Source organism: Opitutus sp. ER46 (genome assembly GCF_003054705.1).
Classification (GTDB): domain Bacteria; phylum Verrucomicrobiota; class Verrucomicrobiia; order Opitutales; family Opitutaceae; genus ER46.
Genome location: NZ_QAYX01000022.1, coordinates 71917 through 92883, shown reverse-complemented (window position 1 = coordinate 92883; position 20967 = coordinate 71917). Strand labels below are relative to the sequence as shown.

Annotated in this window: 17 protein-coding genes and 1 tRNA gene; 7 read left to right on the top strand and 11 right to left on the bottom strand. The window is 67.4% G+C overall.

Annotation, left to right across the window (positions count from 1 at the left end; translation table 11 throughout):
• Positions 1-4: 4 nt before the first annotated feature.
• The 3 genes from DB354_RS10900 to DB354_RS10890 all read right to left on the bottom strand — a co-directional run bounded on the left by DB354_RS10900 (position 5) and on the right by DB354_RS10890 (position 3371).
• Complete coding sequence (locus DB354_RS10900) at positions 5-1120, bottom strand: ATP-dependent 6-phosphofructokinase (RefSeq protein WP_107835661.1); 1116 nt, start codon at positions 1118-1120, stop codon at positions 5-7.
• Between the two features lie 137 nt (positions 1121-1257).
• Positions 1258-2367, bottom strand: a complete 1110-nt coding sequence (locus DB354_RS10895) for a DegT/DnrJ/EryC1/StrS family aminotransferase (RefSeq protein WP_107835660.1) — start codon at positions 2365-2367, stop codon at positions 1258-1260.
• 224 nt (positions 2368-2591) lie between these two features.
• Positions 2592-3371 (bottom strand): uroporphyrinogen-III synthase, encoded by a 780-nt coding sequence (locus DB354_RS10890; RefSeq protein ID WP_107835659.1) that lies wholly within the window; start codon positions 3369-3371, stop codon positions 2592-2594.
• Positions 3372-3673: 302 nt separating this feature from the next.
• On the opposite strand from DB354_RS10890, the gene DB354_RS10885 reads away from it, so the two are divergent.
• The gene (locus DB354_RS10885) at positions 3674-4408 is read left to right on the top strand and encodes a hypothetical protein (RefSeq protein WP_107835658.1); all 735 of its coding nucleotides are present in this window, start codon (positions 3674-3676) and stop codon (positions 4406-4408) included.
• 61 nt (positions 4409-4469) lie between these two features.
• On the opposite strand, the gene hemC is transcribed toward DB354_RS10885, so the two are convergent.
• The 5 genes from hemC to DB354_RS10860 form a co-directional block, all read right to left on the bottom strand.
• Positions 4470-5324 (bottom strand): hydroxymethylbilane synthase, encoded by an 855-nt coding sequence (gene hemC / locus DB354_RS10880; protein WP_107835657.1) that lies wholly within the window; start codon positions 5322-5324, stop codon positions 4470-4472.
• 142 nt (positions 5325-5466) lie between these two features.
• Complete coding sequence (ilvC, locus tag DB354_RS10875; protein WP_107835656.1) at positions 5467-6495, bottom strand: ketol-acid reductoisomerase; 1029 nt, start codon at positions 6493-6495, stop codon at positions 5467-5469.
• A 64-nt stretch (positions 6496-6559) separates the two neighbouring features.
• The gene (gene ilvN / locus DB354_RS10870) at positions 6560-7030 is read right to left on the bottom strand and encodes an acetolactate synthase small subunit (protein WP_107835655.1); all 471 of its coding nucleotides are present in this window, start codon (positions 7028-7030) and stop codon (positions 6560-6562) included.
• Positions 7031-7164: 134 nt separating this feature from the next.
• Positions 7165-7238, bottom strand: a tRNA-Val gene (locus DB354_RS10865).
• A gap of 200 nt (positions 7239-7438) precedes the next feature.
• Entirely contained in the window at positions 7439-8476 is a 1038-nt protein-coding gene (locus tag DB354_RS10860; RefSeq protein ID WP_233256611.1) for an aspartate-semialdehyde dehydrogenase, read from the bottom strand.
• A gap of 13 nt (positions 8477-8489) precedes the next feature.
• Between DB354_RS10860 and DB354_RS10855 the strand changes: the two genes are divergently transcribed.
• Entirely contained in the window at positions 8490-9011 is a 522-nt protein-coding gene (locus tag DB354_RS10855) for a L,D-transpeptidase (protein ID WP_107835654.1), read from the top strand.
• 157 nt (positions 9012-9168) lie between these two features.
• Here the strand turns inward: DB354_RS10855 and DB354_RS10850 are convergent, their stop codons facing one another.
• The gene (locus DB354_RS10850; RefSeq protein ID WP_107835653.1) at positions 9169-11406 is read right to left on the bottom strand and encodes a cation-translocating P-type ATPase; all 2238 of its coding nucleotides are present in this window, start codon (positions 11404-11406) and stop codon (positions 9169-9171) included.
• A gap of 161 nt (positions 11407-11567) precedes the next feature.
• Here DB354_RS10850 and DB354_RS10845 point away from each other — a divergent pair, with 161 nt between their 5' ends.
• Positions 11568-12575, top strand: coding sequence for an alpha/beta hydrolase (locus DB354_RS10845; RefSeq protein WP_107835652.1), 1008 nt, complete (start codon positions 11568-11570; stop codon positions 12573-12575).
• 37 nt (positions 12576-12612) lie between these two features.
• Here DB354_RS10845 and DB354_RS10840 read toward each other — a convergent pair whose 3' ends face one another.
• A complete protein-coding gene (locus DB354_RS10840; RefSeq protein WP_107835651.1) occupies positions 12613-13425 on the bottom strand; it encodes an endonuclease/exonuclease/phosphatase family protein in 813 nt (270 codons plus the stop codon).
• Positions 13426-13690: 265 nt separating this feature from the next.
• Here DB354_RS10840 and DB354_RS10835 point away from each other — a divergent pair, with 265 nt between their 5' ends.
• Together DB354_RS10835 and DB354_RS10830 are read left to right on the top strand one after the other, a co-directional pair.
• Positions 13691-15766 (top strand): helicase C-terminal domain-containing protein, encoded by a 2076-nt coding sequence (locus DB354_RS10835; protein WP_107835650.1) that lies wholly within the window; start codon positions 13691-13693, stop codon positions 15764-15766.
• A 30-nt stretch (positions 15767-15796) separates the two neighbouring features.
• Positions 15797-16519 (top strand): PP2C family serine/threonine-protein phosphatase, encoded by a 723-nt coding sequence (locus DB354_RS10830; RefSeq protein ID WP_107835649.1) that lies wholly within the window; start codon positions 15797-15799, stop codon positions 16517-16519.
• Between the two features lie 89 nt (positions 16520-16608).
• On the opposite strand, the gene DB354_RS10825 is transcribed toward DB354_RS10830, so the two are convergent.
• A complete protein-coding gene (locus DB354_RS10825; protein WP_107835648.1) occupies positions 16609-16800 on the bottom strand; it encodes a hypothetical protein in 192 nt (63 codons plus the stop codon).
• Between the two features lie 173 nt (positions 16801-16973).
• Between DB354_RS10825 and DB354_RS10820 the strand changes: the two genes are divergently transcribed.
• On the top strand, positions 16974-19970 hold the full coding sequence (locus DB354_RS10820) for a hypothetical protein (protein WP_146180192.1): 2997 nt from the start codon (positions 16974-16976) through the stop codon (positions 19968-19970).
• 144 nt (positions 19971-20114) lie between these two features.
• Positions 20115-20918 (top strand): AraC family transcriptional regulator, encoded by an 804-nt coding sequence (locus DB354_RS10815; RefSeq protein WP_107835646.1) that lies wholly within the window; start codon positions 20115-20117, stop codon positions 20916-20918.
• Positions 20919-20967 lie beyond the last annotated feature (49 nt).

Genomic DNA, 20967 nt, shown 5'->3' with positions numbered 1-20967 from the left:
GGCGTCACTCACAGTCATCACCGAGGCAGGTTTCGACCAGGCGGGCGGTTTTGATCCACGGGTGGTTGGTGGGAACGACACGCTTGATGCCGGCGACCTTTGCAAGTGGCACGGGCACGCATTCGGTGCCGCGGACGCCCACCATGATGTTGTAGCGGCCCTGCGCGAGAAGTTCGCCAGCCTTGGTTCCCAGCCGGGTGCAGAGCAGCCGGTCAAACGGCGTCGGCGTGCCGCCCCGCTGAACATGGCCGAGGGACGTGACCCGCGCCTCGACGCCGGTGAGCTGCTGGAGTTGGCGGGCGAGCCGGCTCGCCACGGGTTCCTGCACGAGCCGGGTGCCGCCGCTCTCGGCGATGAAGGGGGACTCAATGCGCTTGGCCGCCTCGCGGGCCTTGGCCTCCTCGCGTGAGATGATGCCCTCGGCCACCGCGATAAGAGAGAAGCGCTTCCCCGCCTTGCGACGTCGCGTGAGATGACGCGCCACCGCCTCGAGGTCGTACGGGATCTCGGGAATCAGAATGACATCCGCGCCGCCCGCAATGCCGGCGCCGAGGCAAAGCCAGCCGGCGTCGTGCCCCATGATTTCCACCACGATGATCCGCTGGTGGCTCGTGGCCGTCGTGTGCAGCCGGTCGATCGCCTCGGTGGCAATCGCCATTGCCGAGTCAAAGCCGAACGTGATGTCCGTCTCGGCGACGTCGTTGTCGATCGTCTTGGGCAACGTGAGCACGTTGAGGCCGCCGCGCTGGTGCAGGCGAAACGCCGTCTTTTGCGTCCCGTTGCCGCCGAGGCACACCAGGCAGTCGAGCTTGAGTTTCTTGTAGTTGCGCACCGCGACGTTGGTCATGTCCACGACCTTGCCGCCCACCGGCATCTTGTGCGGCTTGTCGCGACTGCTCCCGAGAAACGTGCCGCCCTGCGTCAGGATGCCGCTGACCGCCTGGCTATCCAGCGGCAGGGTCCGGTTCTCGATCAGCCCGCGAAATCCGTCCCGGATGCCGATCACGCGAATGCCGTAGTGGAGCGCGGCCTTGGCGACGCCACGAATCACCGCGTTCAGGCCGGGGCAGTCGCCACCCGCGGTCAGGATCCCGATCGTGCCGTTAGTTTTCTTGGCCATAGAAAAGAAGACGGAAGCTTACGCGGTCGGCCGATCGGCGCCAGAGCGGATTCCGTCACCAGACCGTCACGCCGGCGCCGAACCGCGTGCCGCAGCGGTGCGAGCACCACGGCGGGGCAGAGCGACGGCGATCCGGCTCAGAACGAGTTCACCGCGCGAATGACTTGGTCGACCTGCGCGTCGGTGAGTTCGGGGAAGATGGGGAGGCTGACACAGTTCGCAGCCGCACGCTCGGCCACCGGATACGAGCCCGGACCGCGACCGAGGTTGGCGTAGCACTTCTGGAGATGCAGCGGCACGGGATAGATGAGATCGGTGCCGACCTCCTGCTTCGTCAGGTGCTCGCGCAGCGCATCGCGCCGCGGGTGCCGGATCGTGAACTGGTGGAAGACGGACTTTCCATACGCCGGCTGCTCCGGCAGGCGCACATCGCCGAGCTTGATCTCACTGAGGTAGCGGCCCGCGATCGCACGGCGGCGGGCCGTCCATCCGGCGAGGTGCGGAAGTTTCACGTTGAGGAGCGCGCCCTGGAAACCATCCATGCGGAAGTTGCCGCCCACGATGTCGTGATAGTAGCGGCGGTCGGAGCCGTGGACGCGAACGTGGCGCGCCCGCGTCTGAATTTCCTCGCGGCGCGAGACGAAGGCGCCGCCTTCACCGCAACCGCCGAGATTCTTGGTCGGATAGAAGCTGAACGTGCCGGCGTCGCCGATGAGGCCGACGGGCGTGGCCGAACCGCTGGCGGAGAGGTGACTCGCGCCGACCGCCTGCGCGCAGTCCTCGATGACGAAAAGGTTGTGCTGCCGGGCAATGGCCATGATTTCGTCCATCCGCGCCGGCTGGCCGAACAGATGCACAACGATGATGCCCTTGGTGCGGGGCGTGATGGCGGCGGCGACCTTCGCGGGATCGAGGTTGAACGTGCCCTCGTCGATGTCGGCGAAGACGGGCTTGGCGCCGACGTAGTTGATGCCCCAGGCGGACGAGATGAACGTGAACGGAGACGTGATGACCTCATCGCCCGGGCCGAAGCCCGCGATCATGCACGCGACGTGCAGCGGGGCGGTGCCGCTGTTCATGCCGAGGACGCGCGGGTAGCCGAGCGTGGCGCCAAAATTCCGCTCGAAGTCCTCGACGTCCTTGCCGAGGCAGAAGCGCGTGGCGTCATAGGTGGCGGTGAGGGCCGCCAGCGCCGGTTCACGCAGCGCACGATGTTGCAGCGACAGATCGAGGAACGGGACCTTCATGTTCGGAGCCGACGACGAAACACACTTGGGGCCCGAATACCAAACCAGATTTTTCGCCCGGTCCGGCGCGGCTGACGTCACGCGAACGGCAGCCGCAGGCCGTTGGCAACGTGGCCGGGACACCGCACCGCGCATCAGACGATGGGGCGGCGCGGCGGCGCACCACCCTGCTCTGCCGAGCCCGGCCGTGCGGTTGCTCGCCGGCTGCGGCGTTGTCCAGGTCCTTATCCGAGCGTCTTGACGAGCGCGGCGACGAGTTCGTCGAGGCCCGGCTTCTTCGCTTCGAACGCGATCGGAATTCCGACCTTCTTCATCGTTTCGCTCGTCTGCGACCCAATGCTGCCGGCGATCGGCTTGCGGGCGTTCTGGCCGAGTTTCAAGGCGCGTGCCTGGTCGGCGTACGACTGCACGGCGGAAGAACTGGCAAAGAGAATCGCGTCCGCGCCGTGCGCGCGAAAGTCCACCGCGGCCGGATCGTGGGTCACGTCCGTCGTCTCGGTCCGATACACGGGGAGCCGGTCGACGATGGCGCGGGCCTCCTCGAGCCTCTTGACGAGTTCGTCGCGGTTGAGATTGCCCGTGATCACCAGGACCTTCGCGCTGTCGAGACTGCCGGTGGCGATGAGGGCGTCGGCGAGCGCCTCGCCCGTTGCGACCTCCGGCTGGCACTCCACCTTGAGGTGCTGCTCCCTGATCGCGCGCGCGGTGGCGTCGCCCACACAGGCGAAGCGCAGCAGGCCCAGCGAGCGGATGTCGTCAAAGATTCGGTGGAACTCCTCGAAGAAGAAGCGGACGCCGTTGGCGCTCGTGAACACGATCCAGTCATAGCCACCGAGTTCGAGGAGCACGTCGGCGAGCGTCTGCTTGTCGATGTCCTTCACCACCTGGATCAGCGGCAGTTCGACGACCTCCGCGCCGAGTGCAGTGAGTTTGCCGGTGAGTTCGGGCGCCTGATCGCGCGCGCGGGTGACGGCGATGCGTTTGCCGGAGAGAGGTGATTTCATGGGCGGGAAACCGGACACGATTGCAGCGAATTCCCGGCAATGAAAGCGCCCATTTCGGGACCTCACGGGTGAGGCCGCCCGGGGCCGGTCCGTTGACACGCCGGACCGGCAGACGCCAATGTCGTGCAACTTCAACCTGCATGAGCCCCTCTGGAATCTTCCGCGTTTTCTCCCGTACCGTCGCCGCCGCGTCTCTCGCGGCTGCCGCCGGATGTCAAAGCGGAGGCTCCGCGGGAGCCGAAGTACAGGCGGTCACCGTCCGGGCCATCGCGACTCCGGCGTACGTACAGCAGCATGCCGGCATGGAGGTACCCGCCGAACGCTACCTCTTCACGCGCGGCGAAAGCTACGCGAACGACAGCGACAACGGCGTGCGGAGCTTCGATTTCGACACCCTGACCCAGGAGGTGGCCACGGCGATGGGCACGACGCGCTTTGAACGGCTCACCTCGCGCCGGCGGTCCGCGTTGGTGCTCGCCGTGCACTGGGGGTTAATCTCGCCCGAACAGAGCGCCGGCGCAGAGGCGGGTATGGACATGGACTCGATCCGGCAGGCGGACGAAGCGGTTGAGTCAGCGCAAGCGACCGAAAAGGGCGATCTCAGTGCGCGGGTTGCGGGCGTGGCTGCGGCGGCGGAAGGAAGTCGCCGGGCGGCGATGTCGCAGCTCGGCGGGATCAACCGGCAGGACATGGCGCAAGTGATGCGCCGCCAGGACATGCTCGGTCTCCGCGGGGCAGTGCTCCCGCCACCTGCGCCGGGAGATGCGCCCTTCACCCTGGCCGACTTGATGAATGAGCCCCGCTATTTTGTGGCCGTGCTGGCCTTCGATCCGCGCGCGGGCGTCGTGGGCCGGCCGACGCCGGTTTGGACGGTGCAGATGACGATCAACGCACGGGGGCGCGATTTCGCCGCGGCACTGAAGGAGATGTGCGCGGTGGCGGGGCCCTATTTCGGCACGAACCAACCGACGCTCGTGGTGAAGACGGTCGGGGAGAAAAGGGCTGAAGAGCTGAACGCTGAAGGGCTGAAGAGGTGACCCCAAGCTACGACCGATCTCTCCCGCCGGTCGGCCCCCGTCTCCTGGACTACCGCGGTGCTCAGGCCTTCAGCCCGAGATCCTTGAGGATGCGGGCGGCGGTCTCGGTCGGCGCGGCGAAGTCGGCGGCGGTGAGCGGGAGGCTGCGCTGGCCGATCTGCTCGTGGAAGAGGTAGAGCGTTTCGCCCGCGACGTGGGCGGCGAAGGCGGTGTGGCAACCGCCGCCGAGCGCGGTCTGGAACGCGCGCTCGACGTTCACCGTGCGCATGGTCGGCGCATCGAACACCGCGGCGAACTTGGCGGCGTCAGCCTCGCGGCACTGCACGGCAATCGCGCCCTGCCCCACCGCGGGAACCATCTGGGCGAAATCGAGCGGGGCAAACTCGACGTCGGGCCACGCGTCGATGCCCAGCCGCTTCATGCCGGCGGCGGCCAGGATCGTGCCGTCGGCGACGTGCTGCTGGCCGATCTTGCGGAGGCGCGTGTCGACGTTGCCGCGGATTTCGGTGAACTCGACGGCCGGGAACATCAGCTTCACCTGCAGGCGGCGCCGCGGGCTGCCGGTGGCGATCAACTTCGGCTCCTCGACACCGGCACGGAGCACCAGGACGTCCCGGGTGTCGGCGCGCGGCATGTAGCCACCGATGGCCAGGCCGGCGGGCATGTCGCCGGGCAGGTCCTTGGTGCTGTGGACGGCCACATCGGCCTCCCCCCGCTGCAACGCCGCCTCGAGTTCGCTCGTGAAGAGCCCCTTGCCGCCGCGCTGTTCGAGCGACCACTCGGTCTGCTTGTCGCCCGTGGTGACGATCTTGAGCAGCTCGGTTTCGACGCCCAGCGCGGTGCGCAGATGGGCGGCGACCATTTCAGTCTGGGCCAGGGCGAGAGGACTCTTGCGGGTCGCGAGGACGAGTTTCACGTGGGAGAAGCGGAGGTGGGGAAAGGGAGAGACTGAACGCCTTGGGCCGCGAAACTCAAGCCGCGCGCCCGGGCAAAGACAGCAAGGGCTGAAACGGGATGCCCCGGTTCAGCCCTGCGCGGTCAAATCAGGCAAGCCTGGCTCAGGAGTAGGAAGCCTGCACGCCCTTGATGTTCTTCTTGGTCATCCAGGGCATCATGCTGCGAAGGTAGGCACCGGTCTTCTCGATCTGGTGCTTTTCGCCGGCCTTGAGCAGCGCGTTGTACTTCTTGAGGCCGCCCTTGTACTCCTTGACCCACTCTTTCGTGAACTTGCCGGTCTGAATCTCCTTCAGGATCTTCTTCATCTCGGCCTTGGTCTTCTTGTTCACGACGCGGGGGCCGCGGGTGATGTCGCCGTACTTGGCGGTCTCGGAAATCGAGAAACGCATGCCGGCGATGCCGCTCTCGTACATGAGGTCGCAGATCAGCTTCAGCTCATGGAGGCACTCGAAGTACGCCATCTCAGGCTGATAGCCCGCCTCGACGAGCGTCTCGAATCCGGCCTGAACCAACGCGCTGGCACCGCCGCAGAGGACGGCCTGCTCGCCGAACAGATCGGTCTCGGTCTCTTCCTTGAAGGTGGTCTGGAGCACACCGGCGCGGGTGGAGCCGATGCCCTTGGCCCAGGCGAGCGCCTGCTTCTTGGCGGTCTTCGACTTGTCCTGCGCAACGGCGATGAGGGCGGGCATGCCCTTCCCTTCGGCGTAGAGGCGGCGGACCATGTGGCCCGGGCCCTTCGGGGCGACCATGATACAGTCGACGTCCTTCGGCAGCTTGATCAGGCCGAAGTGGATCGCGAGGCCGTGGGAGAAGAGCAGCGTCTTGCCCTTGGCGAGATTCGGAAGGATGTCCGCCTCGTAAACCGAAGCCTGCTTCATGTCGGGGAGGCCGACCATGATGACATCAGCGCGACGCACCGCCTCAGCGGTGTCGTACACCTCGAACCCGTGCTGCTGCGCGACCTCGCGCGACTTGGAACCGGGATAGAGGCCGATGATGACCTTGCAGCCGCTGTCCTTGAGGTTCAGCGCGTGGGCATGGCCCTGGGAACCGTAGCCGAGGATGGCGAGGGTTTTGTTTTGGAACACGCCGAGGTCGGCGTCTTTGTCGGTGTAGACTTTCGCGGGCATGGAATGTGTTCGGTTCAGGTTGCGGGTGGAGAAAGTGGAAGGAGGCGCGCGTGGGCGGGGCGACTCAGCGTTTCAAGGCAAGCCGGCCGGTGCGGGCGAGTTCGATGATGCCAAACGGCTCGAGCAGACCGAGCAGCGCGGTGATTTTGTCGTCATCGCCGGTGGCCTCGATGATCAGCGACTCGGCGGCGAGGTGAACGATCTTGGCGCGGAAGATCTCGCCAATCTGGAGGATGGCGGGACGCGACGCGGCGTCGGCCTTGACCTTGACGAGGATGAGTTCGCGGGCGACGGCCTGGCCTTCCTTGAAGTCGAGCACCTCGACGACGTTCACCAGCTTGCGGAGCTGCTTGATGCAAAGGTCGAGCTGCCCCTCGTCGCCCTTGAGCGCGACGGTGATCCGGGAGAGCGACGGATCGTGGGTCGGCGCGACGTTGAGGGAGTCGATGTTGAACCCGCGGCCGGAAAACATGCCGGCGATTCGGGTCAGAACGCCGAACTTGTTCTCAACGAGGACGGAGATCGTGTGTCGCATGGGAAAGAGAAATGGAGATGCAGGCTTAACCTGGCCAGCCGCCGGCCGGGTTCGCAGCAGCAGGTCCGTCGTCGTTCCGCGGAGGCGGAACTCGAACGGACAGCCTACGCTCGCCGCTGCGCTCGAACGTAGACTGGACGCCAAGGGACTCGAACCCCTGACCCCCTCGGTGTAAACGAGGTGCTCTAACCAACTGAGCTAGGCGTCCGAGTCGAAAGGTTGATGAAAGCCGCCGGTAAACCGCCAAGACAAGGAATTATTCGAGGGTATGACACCCCGGCCACGAGGGCACCGGGGCACTGCCCGAGGCGAAAACGCGCGGGCAACCGATAAGTCGCACAAGCCCCCCGGCGGGTTCGGCACCTTGGGCTTGGGGGAGAACGCAGCGTCGGCCGCGACGGCGGATGCTCAGCGCTGGCCCTTGGGTTTGAGCCAACCCTTGCGCACCATGAGCTCGGCGTTCTGCAAGGCATTGAGGGCGGCACCCTTCCAGAGGTTGTCGCCGCTCACCCACAGCGCCAGGGCGTTGTCGAGGGCGGTGTCGATGCGGATACGGCCGACGCCGCACTTCACCTTGCGGCTGAAGTCCAGGGGCGTCGGGTAAACCTTGTTTGCCGGATCATCGACGAGTTCGGCGCCCTCGAAGGCGGCGACGGCGGCACGCGCGGCCTCAACGCTGACAGGACGTTCGAACTCGGCGTTGACCGCCACCGAATGCGCCCGGACGACTGGCACGCGAACGGTGGTGGACGACACCTTGAGCGCCGGCAGCCCCATGATCTTGCGGCTCTCGAGCTCCATTTTGGTCTCCTCCCCGGTGTAACCGTTGGGGCCAAACGAATCGACCTGGGGGATAACATTGAACGCGATCTGGTAGGGATAGACCTTGCGAGTCAGCGGTTCGCCTTTGGCGTAGGCGTGCACCTGCTGGTCGAGCTCCTCGATCGCGTCGGTCCCCGTGCCGGAGACGGACTGGTATGTCGACGCGATGTAGCGCTTCAGACCGAAGGCCTTGTGCAGCGGCCACAGCGCCATGAGCGTGACCGCCGTCGAGCAGTTCGGGTTGGCAATGATGCCCTTGTGCTGGGTGAGCTGCTCCGGGTTGATCTCCGGAATGACGAGCGGCACCGCGGGGTCCATGCGGTAGGCCGAGCTCTTGTCGATCACGAGGCAGCCGGCCGCGACGGCGTCAGGCGCAAGCGCCTTGGTCGTCGCGCCCTCGACGGCGAAGAACGCCACATCGAGGTCCTTGAAGACGCCGGGCTTCGCTTCCTCCACGGTGTATTTTTTGCCCGCACACGTAACGACCTTGCCCGCCGACCGAGCCGAGGCGAAGAGCCGCAGCTGGGCCATGGGGAAATTCCGATCATGCAAGAGCTGTAGGAGCTCTTGACCGACGGCGCCCGTGGCGCCGACGATGCCGACATTGATGGATACGTTGTTCACGAGTGAGACTCCAATGGAGCGGGTAACCAAAGCCTGCGCCCAGCTGGGCATCAAGCCCGGAGAACGGGTGCTGATCGTGCGGATCAGCACAGCTACCCTCCAATTCTTCCGCAAAGGTGCACTGGTGAAGAGCTACGTGGTCTCCACCTCGCTAAAACCGCCGTCCAACATCAAGGGTTCGATGGGGACGCCGCGCGGACTGCATGAGATCGCCGAACGCATCGGCGGCGGCCAGCCCGCCGGGATGGTCTTCAAGTCACGCCTGCCGACTGGTCGTCACTTCTCTGAATTCCCCGACTCCGAGGCCGCGCGGCAGCTCATCACCAGCCGGATTCTGTGGTTGCGCGGGCTTGAGCCTGGGGTGAACCGCGGAGGCGAAGTCGATACGTACGATCGCTACGTTTACATCCACGGCACCAACCACGAGGAGCGGCTCGGCGAGCCGATGAGCGCGGGCTGCGTCGAGATGCGCAACCACGACGTCATCGAACTCTACGACGAGGTGCGCGTCGGCGACCTGGTGTGGATCGAATAGCCAGCCGGAACGGGTTCTCCCCCCCCGGCAAAGCGGCAACCGGTCGGCGTCCACTGCGGGCCGGGCCAATCTTCCCGTCTGACTCGGCTCTCCCCTGTCCACCAACATGGCGCAGCCATTTTGATCAGCAGACTGTCGGACTCGGTCCGGCAGTCTGCTACGCGTTGCGGCCGAACAGGAGGCGCAGCGAGTTGATGCAAACGACGAGGGTGCTGCCCTCGTGCGCCGCGACGCCAACGGCGAGCGGGACCGCGCCGAACGCCGTCGCAATCACCATCACCACCACGACGCCCAGCGAGAGCGTGAGGTTTTGCCGGATGATCGCACGGGCGCGCCGGCTGAGGCGCTGGGCCGCCAGGAAGTTCTCGATACGGTCATGCATCAAGATGACCTCCGCCTGCTCGAGCGCAGCGTCACTGCCACGCGCGCCCATGGCGACGCTGACATCGGACGCGGCGAGACACGGCGCGTCGTTCACCCCATCGCCGACCATCGCAACCTTCTGGCCCTGTTCGCGGAGGCTGACGATGGCGGTGACCTTATCCTCGGGCTTGAGGCCCGCGCGCACCTCATCGACGCCGAGCTCACGGGCCACGGCTTCGGCGGCATGCCGGCGGTCACCGGTGAGCATCACAGTGCGGATGCCCATCCGCTTCAACGCGGCGAGCACGCCTTGCGATTCCTTGCGCACCTGGTCGCGCAGCAGGACGCGCCCGACCACGTTCGGGCCGATGACCCACACCTCGCTGAGATCGGCGGGAGCGACGGGAAGCTGCTTGGCCCAGTCGGCGAGCGGTCCGACCTCGAGCAGCTCGCGGCGCCCGAGGAGGAGCGAGGAGCCGGCGACCTTGCCGCGCAATCCCTGGCCGGTGATGGACTGGAAATCGTCGACCTTGAGTTCGCTGACGCCCTCGGCGCGGGCGTGGCGCACGATCGCTCGCGCAAGTGGGTGATGGGATTTGGCCTCGAGCGCGTAGGCCAACTCGAGCACCTCGCGCTCGCGGCCCTGCGGATAGCTCTCATAGCCCACGACGGCGAGTTCGCCCGTGGTGAGGGTGCCCGTCTTGTCCAGCGCGACCGTGGTGACATCCGCTAGCTTCTCGATCGCGGCGCCGCCCCGGAACAGGACGCCATGGCGCGCGCCCCAGGCAATGGCCGCCAGGATGGCGGACGGGATCGACAGCACGAGGGCGCAGGGACTCGCGACGACCATGAGCGTCATTGCACGGTAGAAGGCCGAACGCGTCTCGTCGGTGTTGGTGAACGCGGGCAGCCCGAGCACCAGCCACCACACGAGGAACATCGCCGCCGCGCCGCCGATGACGGCATACGTATAGCCGGTACCGAACTTGTCGGTGAACCGCTCGCTCGGCGCCTTCAGTTTCTGCGCCGTCTGAATCAGCCGGATGATCTTCTGCAGCGTGCTTTCCGCAGGCAGGCGCGCGACATCGAAGTCGACCGCGCCCCAGAGGTTGATCGTGCCGCTGAAGACCTGGTCACCGACCTTCTTTTCGACCGGCGTCGCTTCGCCGGTGAGGGCGGATTCATCGCTCGCGCTGGCGCCATGCGCCACGACGCCGTCGGCGGCAAACGCCTCGCCCGGCTTCACGCGCACGCGCTGGCCGAGCTGGAGTTCCTCGACGCCCACTTCCTGCTCGTTGCCGTTGGGCAGCACGACGGTGGCACGTTTCGGCGAGCTCTTGAGGAGCGCGCTCACCTCACGCTGCGTCCGGTCGAGGGCGTACTCCTCCATCGCCCCCGAGGCCGAGAACAGGAACAGCAGCAGGACAGCCTCGCTCCAGTGGTTGATGGCCATCGCGCCAAACGCGACCGCCAGCATCAGGAAGTGAATGTCGATCTCGCGCTTTTTGATGTTTTCCCACGTGTCGACGGCCGCGTCCCAGCCACCGGCGATGATCGCCACCAGGTAGAACGCCTTGGCCAGCGCGGGCGTGCCAGGCACGAAATGCGCCACGAGCGCCCCGGTGATGCCGGCGACGCCACAGACGGCCGCGAGGACCGAAAGCGTCTTCCATTCCTGTTCGCCATGTCCCTCCTCGTGCTCGATGGCGGGCCACTCCATCTCACGCCACAGCCAGAGTTTCTCGGCGGTCTCGCACGTTTCCCTTCCGATCACCACGGACTCGCCGTCACGGCGGACTGAATACCCACGCGGCGCGGCGGCCTCGGCGCCCCGGGCCAGCTCGGCGTCGATCGCGGCGATCGTCTCGGCGAGTCGCTGCTCGAGTCCGGCGACGGCCACGTTGCCGACCGTCGCCACCGCGACCCGATGGGCGGCAGGATCGATCCGGACGGCACTGATCTCAGGTTGCTGGCGGAGGAAATCGATGAGGGCGTCAACCCAGGCGGCGCTGGTCTTGGCGGAAGCATCCATGGCCGAGAAACTGAGCCGAGCCGGTGCTTTCCGGCAAACGGATTTCGTGCGCATGGATTACGGCGGCCGGTGGCTCGGGTTCGGGTTTGCCCTTGTGTCCCAGGTAGTTCCTCATCGGCGCGCGAGTCGCCCCACCCCCGTTGGCGCCCTCGCCTCTTTCCATGACACCACGGCATCTCCTGCGCGGCGCGCTGCTCGCGGCCGGACTAACGCTCCTGCCCTTCGCCGCCCCGGCCCAGACCCAACCCGCCCCGCTGCCGGACAGCATCAAGGCTGTGCGCGACCTGGCCTACGTCGAAGGCGGTCACGTGCGGCAGGCGCTCGATCTTTACCTGCCCGCCAACGGTGACGGCCCGTTCCCCGTGATCGTCTGGGTGCACGGCGGCGCGTGGCGGACCGGCGACAAACGCAGTTGCCTGCCGCTCCGCCGCGGGTTCGTCGAACAGGGCTACGCGGTGGCCAGCATCAACTACCGCCTGAGCCAGCACGCGCTCTTCCCGGCGCAACTCGAGGACTGCAAGGCGGCGATTCGCTGGCTCTGCGCCCATGCGAAGGAGTACCGGCTCGACGCCGGCCACATCGCCGCCTGGGGCAGTTCGGCGGGCGGCCACCTCGTGGCGCTGCTCGGGACCACCGGCGACGTTTCCGACTTCGACATGGGCCCAAACCGCGGATTCTCCAGTCGCGTGCAGGCCGTCATCGATGATTATGGCCCGACCGATTTCGCCCAACTCGAGGCCGTCTGGAAAGCGGACCCGGCCCGGCCCCCGCCGGACCCGAAGGATGCCGCCGCGCCCGCGGCCCTCATTGGCGGCCCCATCAACGAGCCGGCCAACGCCGCCAAGGTGCAGCGCGCCAACCCGATCGCGTATGTCTCCCCCGGAGACACACCCTTCCTGATCGAGCACGGAGACCACGATCCGATCGTGCCCGTGCACCAGAGCGAACTCCTGTTCGCCGCGCTCCGCCAGGCCGGCGTGCCCGTCCGCTTCACCCTCGTGAACGGCGCCCTGCACGGCCCGGGCATCGCCGGCCCCGACATCGAGCAGGCACGCCGCGACTTTCTCGACCTGCACCTGAAGGGAAAGCAGACCGTGGCCGCGCAATGGCCCGCCGCGATGCGGGTGTCCATGCCGGCCGTGATGCCGCCGCCGGCGGCGAAGAAGTAAGGTCGCACCTCCGGCGCCCGACGGACCAAGGCCCCCGTCACTCCGCCTTTGCCGGTTCTCCTCGGTACTCCAGCACCACGAGCACCGGGCAGTGATCCGCCGCCATCGGCTCCTCGATCACGCGCGTTTCGACCACGCGCCACGCGTCCGCCGGCCGGCAGAAGATGTAGTCGATCTTTATCCGCGGCTTGGTCGCGGGAAACGTCGGCGCCTCGCCCGCCGCCGTGGCATCAGTCCAGGCGGAGCGCAACAGCGCGATGGGGGGACTGCCGGGCTTCGCATTCATATCACCGCCCAGGATCACCAAGCCTCCCCGCTGGACCGCAAAATTGGTCAGTTCCTGCGCCTGGGCCAGCCGCAGGTCGGCGTGTTCCACATTAAGGTGCGCGCCAATCACAAAGATGGGTGGGACTCCGGCACCGGGACGAATCTCGAAACCGATCACCGACGGCGTCAGCGCATCGGGTCCGAGCAGCGTCCGGACGCCCTTCACGCCCTTCGCGGGGAACCGTGAGAGCATCGCGTTGCCGTAGTCGCCGTCGCCCCACTTCTTCAGCCGCGCGAAACCGGACTTCAGCCCCGTGAGCCGCCCGAGTTCCGCGGGCTGGTCGACCCACTTCGAGCGCGCCACACCCTTGTCCACCTCCTGCAGCAGCACGACATCGGGTTGCGCCTGCTTGATGACCGCCGCCACGCGGGCGACATCGACGACGCCATCGTTGCCCTTGCAGTTCTTGATGTTGTACGTGAGGACCCGAAGCCGGAAGGGCTCGGCCGCACGGGCGGACGAAACACCCAGGAGGGTGACGAGGGCAGTGAGACAGGTCGCGACCAGTGCGGAGGTTTTCATGGTGGAAATGGGGTGAATGGCCGGGACGGCACCCGCGTCCCGATGGTGGCACGCTAGGCGCACGCGGGCGTTGCGGACCAGAGGCCAAATGCGTCAGTCGGCTGTCCTTTTGCGCCAGCACCGGCCCGGGAGATTCTTCCGGTTGAAATGCGGGAAACTCCCGGCCACGGTTTCCGGCTCCCGTGATCACTCTGCGCTTCACCTTCCTCCAGCGGCAGCTTCGGCCCGGCCGGTCCCGCGGCCGCGCCGCGGCGGCAAGTTGCCCATGATCGGACTACGGGACGATTCGGAAGGCCCGCCGCCGCCGCTCAGCCGCGCGCCCGCGCTGGCCGCGGACGTGTTTGCGGAGGGCGGCATCCTCCAGCGTGCGCTCCAGCTGGAGCACCGGCCGCAGCAGGAGCAGATGGCCAATGCCGTGGCCGCCGCGATGCGCGACGACCAGCCACTGCTATTCGAGGCCGGCACCGGCGTCGGCAAATCGCTCGCCTACCTGGTGCCCGGGATCATCCACGCGATGGACCAGAAGCGGCAGATGATCGTGTCGACCCACACGATCTCGCTGCAGGAGCAGCTTGAGACCAGCGACCTGCCCAAGTGCCGGCGGCTTTTTCAATCCGACCCTTCGCTCCAGCCGTACGTCGACTTCCGCGCGACGGTGCTGGTCGGCAAGTCGAACTACCTCTGCACAACGCGGCTGGGGCACGCCCTCGCGGAACGCACGACGCTCTTCGCGGATGCCGACTTCGACGAGTTGCAGCGGATTGCGAAATGGGCGGAAGGCTCGGCCACCGGCCTGCGGCACGAGTTGAAGCCGCCGCCGCGGCCGGAGATTTGGGATCTCGTCAACGCCGATTCGTCGTCCTGCTCGCGCAAGCACTGCGACTGCAACAAGTGCTTCTATCAGCGGGCCCGCGCGCGCCTGCGGTCAGCGCACGTCATCATCGTCAACCACGCGCTCCTGTTCGCCCTGATCAACGCCGGCGGGGCGCGCGCGCACGGCGCCGACGCCGATGCCAGGGGCGTGCTGTTCGCCGACGACTTCGTCATCCTCGACGAGGCGCACACGGTGCCCGACGTCGCCACCGACAACTTCGGGCTGTCGCTCTCGAGCTACGGCGTGGATCGCGCGCTGAAGTACCTCTTCAATCCCCGCACGAGTCGCGGTCTGCTGCGCAAGCATGGCGACGCGGGCATGCAGCAGCTGGTCATCGACGCGCTCGACGCCTCGAAGCAGTTCTTCGGCTTCCTCGGCAACACCCTGCTCGCGCAACGGGCGATCGTCCGCGTCCGCGAGGAAGGCGTGGCCGAAGCGACGCTCGACGGCCCGCTCGGCGCGCTGCACCGCCAGTTGCACAAGGCGGCAGACCGGCTCGAGGACGGCCGCGAGCGTGACGAACTCCTCGAACAGGTGCAGCGCGTAAAGGGCCTGCAGGCCACGGTGAACGAGTGGCTCACGCTGGGCGACAAGGGGCATGTCTACTGGGCGGAGCGCAGCGGGCGGCAGCAGACGATTGTGACGCTGCGCAGTGCGCCGATCGACGTCGCGCCCGAGCTGCGGCGACATCTCTTCGGCTGCGGGACGAGCGTGATCTGCGCGAGCGCCACCCTCGCGATGGGCGGCCAGATCGAGCCCTTTGCCGCGCGGATCGGCGCGGACCACGCGGAGGCGGTGATCGTCCGGTCCCCGTTCGATTTCGACCGCAACATGCGCGTGTACGTCGCGGCCGACGTCCCCCTGCCCTCGCCGCAGGAGGCGCGCCTGGCTCTCGATACGCTGAGGGACTACATCCGATTCAGCACGGGGCGCGTCACCGGGGGCACGCTCGTGTTGTTCACGAGCTACAGCGACATGCGGGCGATCGCGGCGGATCTCGAACCCGAGTACCGGGCGGCAGGCCGCCCCTTCCTGCTGCAGGGCGGCGAGCTGTCGCGCACGGAGCTCACCCGGCAGATGCGCCAGCTCGGCAACGCCGTGCTCTTCGGCACCGACAGCTTCTGGACCGGGGTCGACGTGCCCGGCGACGCGCTGGCGCAGGTCATCATCACGCGGCTGCCTTTCGATCCGCCCACCCACCCGATCACGGAAGCGCGCTGCGATTTCATCCGCGCCCGCGGCGGCAGCCCCTTCAATGAGCTCACCTTGCCGGATGCGTTGATGAAGTTCCGGCAGGGCGTCGGCCGCCTCATTCGCACGGCAACCGACCGCGGACTGATCACGATTCTCGACTCGCGGGTGCTGGCGAAGAGCTATGGCCGGCTGTTCATCGACTCCCTGCCCCGGCCGGAGTTCACCCGCCTCACCCGGGCCACCCGCGAGGACCAATTTCTTCCTTTCGCCTGACCAGCCGCCCCGGTAGCGTCCGCGCCTTCCATGCCATCGATTCGTGCCGCCGCGCTCTCAGACATCGGTCGCGTTCGCCGCGAGAACGAGGACCGGCTGGTGTGTGACGAGAACGCGCTGCTCTTTGGCGTGGCTGACGGCGTCGGCGGTCTGCCCGGCGGCGGCGAAGCCGCGGAGCTCGCGATCGGGGAAGTGCAGGCGGCCTTTGCCCAGCTCGCGCCCGGGGCGGAACCTGATCTGGCCACGATTGTTCGCCGGGCCAATACCGCGGTGGGTCGACTGGGCGTCCAGCTCAGTCCGGCCATGGGTATCGGTACCACCCTCACCGTCGGCTGCATCCGCGGAGCGCAGATGCGGCTGGCGCACGTGGGCGACTCGCGCTGCTACCTTGCGCACCGCGGCGAGTTTCGCCGCCTGACCGAGGATCATTCCGTCGAGAACGAGGCCCGGCTGCGGCGCGCGCGGGGCGAGGTTGTCTTCTACCACGAGATCAACCGCCAGGCGCTGACCCGCTGCGTGGGCCAGCCGACGCTCCTTGAGATCGACCTGATCAACCATTCCCTGCAGGCCGGCGACCGTTTCCTGTTCTGCACCGACGGCGTCACCCGGATGATTTCGGACGAGGAACTCGCGGATTTTCTCCAGGAGTTCGATGCTCCCGATCTGGTCCTCCGACAGATCGTGTCCCAGGCGGTCACCCGCGGTGGTCCGGACAATGCCACCGGCGTCGTCGTGTTCGTCGACCAAGCGTAGGCGCGCAACGGCCAGGCGCCGAAAGCCTCAGGAGGGAAAGCCCACGCGTTGCCGGCACCCGCGGGCCACACCCCAGCGGATGGCGATGTTCAGCTCGGCGGAATCCGCCGGTCGACCCCCGGTCCGGGACGTGGGGTTGGCTCGTCGGAATACGGCCGGTCGGGCGTGACGCCGTGATCCGGTGACCCGATACCGCCTCCGCGCATGCCGCGTCGGCTGAGCACGAGAAAGAGCAACGGGAGGACAATCAGCAGGACGACGATGGTGATGATGTAGCCCATCCGCCGATAGACCCTCGTCACCTGGGACCGCCTCCTCGGCGCCGTCCCAATCGACGGCGGCGGATTTGCCGGTACAGGTCATCGGAACTTTTCGGATCGTTGTTCGTCAGTGGCGTACCCGAACAAACGTCGCCATTCAGGTACCACGTTGCTTTTGGGAAGGAGCCATTGCCATGAAAGCGTTGCGAGTAACTGCCATCGTTTTGATTTCCGCCCTGGTCTTGATCGGGGTGCTGGTCGCGCTTGCCCTCCTGCCCCCGATCCAGACGTGGGCCGCACGCAAGGCCCTCGGCGGCCAGCCCGGAACCCGCACCGAACTCGCGCGGGTTGCCGCCGGCACGTCGTCAGCTGCGATTGACGGCGTCCTTTGGGAGAAGGATGGCCTGGTGGTCCGCGCCGCGCGCGTCGTAGCCAAGTACTCAGCGTGGGACTTCGTCACCCATCGCCGCGTCACCGTGCACGACCTCACGGTCGAAGGGCTCGAAATCGATGCCCGCGGGATGACCGCCGCGCCGGCCAGCGCCGCCGCGGCCTCGGCCCAACCCGCCCCGCGCCCGAACTCGCCGGTCCCCGCCCCTGCCAGCCGCGCCGCCGGCGACCGCGACGCGTTCCGCGGTGTCCTGAACCAGCTCGAGCTGCCGGTGGATCTTCAAATTGCCCGCTTCGCCGTGCCCGGACGCGTCCTCCTGCCCGACGGCATGACGGCCCAGTTCGACGTGCGCGGAAGTGACATCAGCAACGGCAAGCGCGGCACCATCGACTGGACGGTGGATCTGGCCAATACCACCCCGGGCGCGGCCCTCAATGCGGCCCAGCTCAGCGGCACGGCCCACCTTCACCTCACCACCGAGCGGCGCATCGACTTGATTGAGCTGAACGCCCTCGGCACGGCCAAGGGCCCGAAGCTCCCGACCGACCGCATCAAATTCGAAGCGAAAGCGGAACAGCCCACGCTCGGCGGCGATGAAGGTTACGCGGCGAACATTTCACTCCTGCAAGGCGCCACCACCACCCCACTCGTCACCCTCGCGGGGCAGTATGCCGCGAGCACGCACGAGCTGAGCGGCGCGTGGAAGGTGAGCGTGCGCACCGAGCAGCTCAGCGCCCTGCTGACCGGACTGGGCCTGCCCGAGATCGCCGCCGAAGGATCAGGCAAGTTCTCCGCGCGGCCCGATGCCGGCACGGCCGCCGCGGACGGCGAGTTCCGCAGCGAGATCTCCCAGCTCGAGAGAGTTTCCGCCCAGCTCGCCCCGGCGCGGCAGCTTCGCGTGCAGGCCGCCTTCGCGGCAGGAATTGCCGATCGCCGCTTGCGGTTGGACCGGCTCAACCTCGCCGCCACGGCTGCCGATGGCCGAAAGCTCGCGGACGTTCGCCTGCTGCAACCGATCGCCTGCGCCCTGGACGACTTCACCTTTGCACCGGAGAAACCGGACGCGGAGGCCCTGCGCCTGGAACTGGGGCAGCTCCCGCTCACCTGGGCGGAGACGCTGCTCCCAGGAGGCAAACTGGGCGGCGAGGTGTCCGCCGGCGTATTTGCCATGACCCTGCGCCCGGGGATGGACGTGGCCGTGACCACCGCCGAGCCTGTGCAATTGCACGCAATTTCCGTGACGTTGAACCAGCAGCCGATGCTGCGCGACGTCGACTTGGCCGCCGACCTGTCGTTGCACCTCGTCGGGAGAAAGATCCAGTACGAGATCCGCCGGTTTGAGGCCCGCAGCCGCACGGCCTCCCTCCTGACCATCACGAGTCAGGGCGAGGCGCAGCTCAGCCCCAAGCTTGCGGTGTCGGCGAAAGGAGCGGTTCACGCGGACCTCGCCGCGCTGACCCAGCAGCCGCTCGGCGCGTCCGCGATGACTCTGAACCGAGGCAACCTCGAGGTGGCCTTCGACGCGACGGTGGCCAACACGGTGCGAGCGGACGTCAGCGCCACCGTCCGCAACCTCCTCGCGCAACAGGGCGGCCCCCCCCTTGGCGATGCGGATCTGAAACTGACGGCGACGGTCCAGCCCGACGGCTCGAGCGTCCTGCGCATGCCGTTCACTTTGACCAATGGCCAGCGCAAGTCGGACCTGCTGGTGGACGGAAAGCTGACGCGGACGGCGGATCGGGTGGCCTTCGACGGCCGCGTTACCAGCGAGCGACTCGTCCTCGATGACCTGCAGACCCTCGCCGCCCTGGCGCCAAAGACCTCCGCGACGCCGGTCGCGGCTCCGGTACCCGCGCCCACGCGCCCGGCGACGGGCAATCCGGTGGGGACACCGGTCCCGACGCGCGATGCCACGCCGTTCTGGAACGCGTTTGGCGGCCGGATCGAAGTCGACCTGAAGCAGATTGCGTACGGTCGCGACTACACGATCTCCGGCGTGCACGGCACGCTTGCGGCGTCGCCGGGCGAACTGGCGCTCACTGGGTTTGAGGGAAAGCTGAAGGAAAATCCGTTCCGGATGGCCGCGACCGTGACGTTCAACGCCCAGCAACCCAAGCCGTACGCGCTGACGGGTTCGGCCAACGTCACCCAATTCAACCTCGGCGAATTCCTGCGCGCCGCCGCACCAGACGAAAAGCCGCAGATCGAGACCAGCGTGACCATCGAGGCCAAGCTCAACGGCCAGGGTGCGACGATCTCCGACCTCGCCCAGAACGCCAATGGCGTATTCGACCTCAGCGGTTCGAAAGGCGTGCTTCGCGCGCTGGCCCGCAAAGGTGGCGATGCCGTCAATCTTGGGTCCACGCTGCTCGGCGTGCTTGGCGCGGTGAAGTCGTCCGAAGGCACGGTGGCTGTCGCCGAGTTGACGAAGAAGCTGGCGGAGCTGCCGTTCGACCGTTTCAGCATGCGCATCGAGCGCGGCACGGACCTCAACCTCAAGATCAGCCAGCTCGAATTCCTGTCACCGGACACGCGGATCACCGGCAACGGCGCAATCACCTACCAGGCGGGCACACCGATCCAAAACCAGCCGCTGCAGGTGACGCTGGCCCTCGCCGGCAAGGACAACATGGCGTACCTGCTGAACCGGGCAGGGCTGCTCGGCGGTCAACCGGACGCGCAAGGGTTCTACCCGCTCTCGCGGCAATTCGCCGTCAAAGGCACGCCCGCAAAGCCGGACGCGAAGGAGCTTTGGACGTTGATCCTGCAGGCGATGGCAGGAGGCCTGCTCAACCGGTAGCAGCCGGCGCGGAGCGGCGTCGCGCTCCGGACGCCGGTTCCCGGGACCGGGGAGCCGAGGCTTGACCGATTGGCCGATTGGGCAATCCATCGCGGTCGCGTGCGTGTCTCCCGCCCCATTCCCCTGCCCCTCCCCCCCGACGGCGTGCGCTTTGCGGAAAGCGCGCATGCCACCAACTTCCAGATGGCGGAACGGGCGGACGCCGCGCACAAGCTCGTCTACGTGTACGCAGGACGCATCGGGTGTCACTGGCGCGGGCAGGAACAGCCGCTGGTGGTGCCGGCCGGGGCCCTGCTGATCGTACCCGCCGGGACACGCCATTGCCTGGTCGACATCGAGCCGGCGGTGCTGCTCCTGCTCGGGCTTGGCCGACGCTTCGTGAAGGAGGATCCCGGGATCGCGGAGCTTTGGGGCGCGCTGAGCCAACAACCACCGCTCGTGCTGCGACTCAGCCGTCCGACGCGCCAGACCCTGGAAGCGCTCTGGCGACGAGGCATGGCCGAGCAAGCGACGGCGCGGCTCGGCGCCGGGGTGGCGCTCCGCGCCCACGCCGCGCAGGTGCTGGTCCTGCTTTCGCGGCTGCCGAGGGCGGGCGACGATTCGCCGGCGGACCAACGCGTGAGCGGGGTCGCGCGCGAGATCGAGGAGACGTTCTTCGAGGCGTGGGACTTGGACCGGGCGGCGACGCGCGCGGGGCTCTCGCGGCGGCGGTTCACCGCCTTGTTTCGCGCGGCGACAGGCCGAACCTTCTGGGAGTTTCTCAACGCACACCGGCTGGCGCATGCCGCGCGGCTGCTGCGGGCCGGCGGGACCTCGGTCGCCGGCGTGATGCTCGCGAGCGGCTACAACGACCTCTCGCATTTTTACCGGCTTTTTCGCAACCGCTTCGGCGTGCCTCCGCGGCGCTGGCTGATCCAGGCCGGCGGGCCGGCGCCGGACCGAAACTGACGCTTTTTCGGTTAGACTTTCAAGGAGCGGAGCGGCAAACCTCCGCCCT

Coding starts and splice junctions, on each gene's coding strand:
- DB354_RS10830 (WP_107835649.1), top strand. CDS start 15,797: ATGCCATCGATTCGTGCCGCCGCGCTCTCAGACATCGGTCGCGTTCGC.
- DB354_RS10820 (WP_146180192.1), top strand. CDS start 16,974: ATGAAAGCGTTGCGAGTAACTGCCATCGTTTTGATTTCCGCCCTGGTC.
- ilvC (WP_107835656.1), bottom strand. CDS start 6,495: ATGCCCGCGAAAGTCTACACCGACAAAGACGCCGACCTCGGCGTGTTC.
- DB354_RS10835 (WP_107835650.1), top strand. CDS start 13,691: ATGATCGGACTACGGGACGATTCGGAAGGCCCGCCGCCGCCGCTCAGC.
- DB354_RS10850 (WP_107835653.1), bottom strand. CDS start 11,406: ATGGATGCTTCCGCCAAGACCAGCGCCGCCTGGGTTGACGCCCTCATC.
- DB354_RS10885 (WP_107835658.1), top strand. CDS start 3,674: ATGGAGGTACCCGCCGAACGCTACCTCTTCACGCGCGGCGAAAGCTAC.
- DB354_RS10900 (WP_107835661.1), bottom strand. CDS start 1,120: ATGGCCAAGAAAACTAACGGCACGATCGGGATCCTGACCGCGGGTGGC.
- DB354_RS10855 (WP_107835654.1), top strand. CDS start 8,490: ATGGAGCGGGTAACCAAAGCCTGCGCCCAGCTGGGCATCAAGCCCGGA.
- DB354_RS10890 (WP_107835659.1), bottom strand. CDS start 3,371: ATGAAATCACCTCTCTCCGGCAAACGCATCGCCGTCACCCGCGCGCGC.
- DB354_RS10845 (WP_107835652.1), top strand. CDS start 11,568: ATGACACCACGGCATCTCCTGCGCGGCGCGCTGCTCGCGGCCGGACTA.
- ilvN (WP_107835655.1), bottom strand. CDS start 7,030: ATGCGACACACGATCTCCGTCCTCGTTGAGAACAAGTTCGGCGTTCTG.
- DB354_RS10840 (WP_107835651.1), bottom strand. CDS start 13,425: ATGAAAACCTCCGCACTGGTCGCGACCTGTCTCACTGCCCTCGTCACC.
- DB354_RS10825 (WP_107835648.1), bottom strand. CDS start 16,800: ATGGGCTACATCATCACCATCGTCGTCCTGCTGATTGTCCTCCCGTTG.
- DB354_RS10895 (WP_107835660.1), bottom strand. CDS start 2,367: ATGAAGGTCCCGTTCCTCGATCTGTCGCTGCAACATCGTGCGCTGCGT.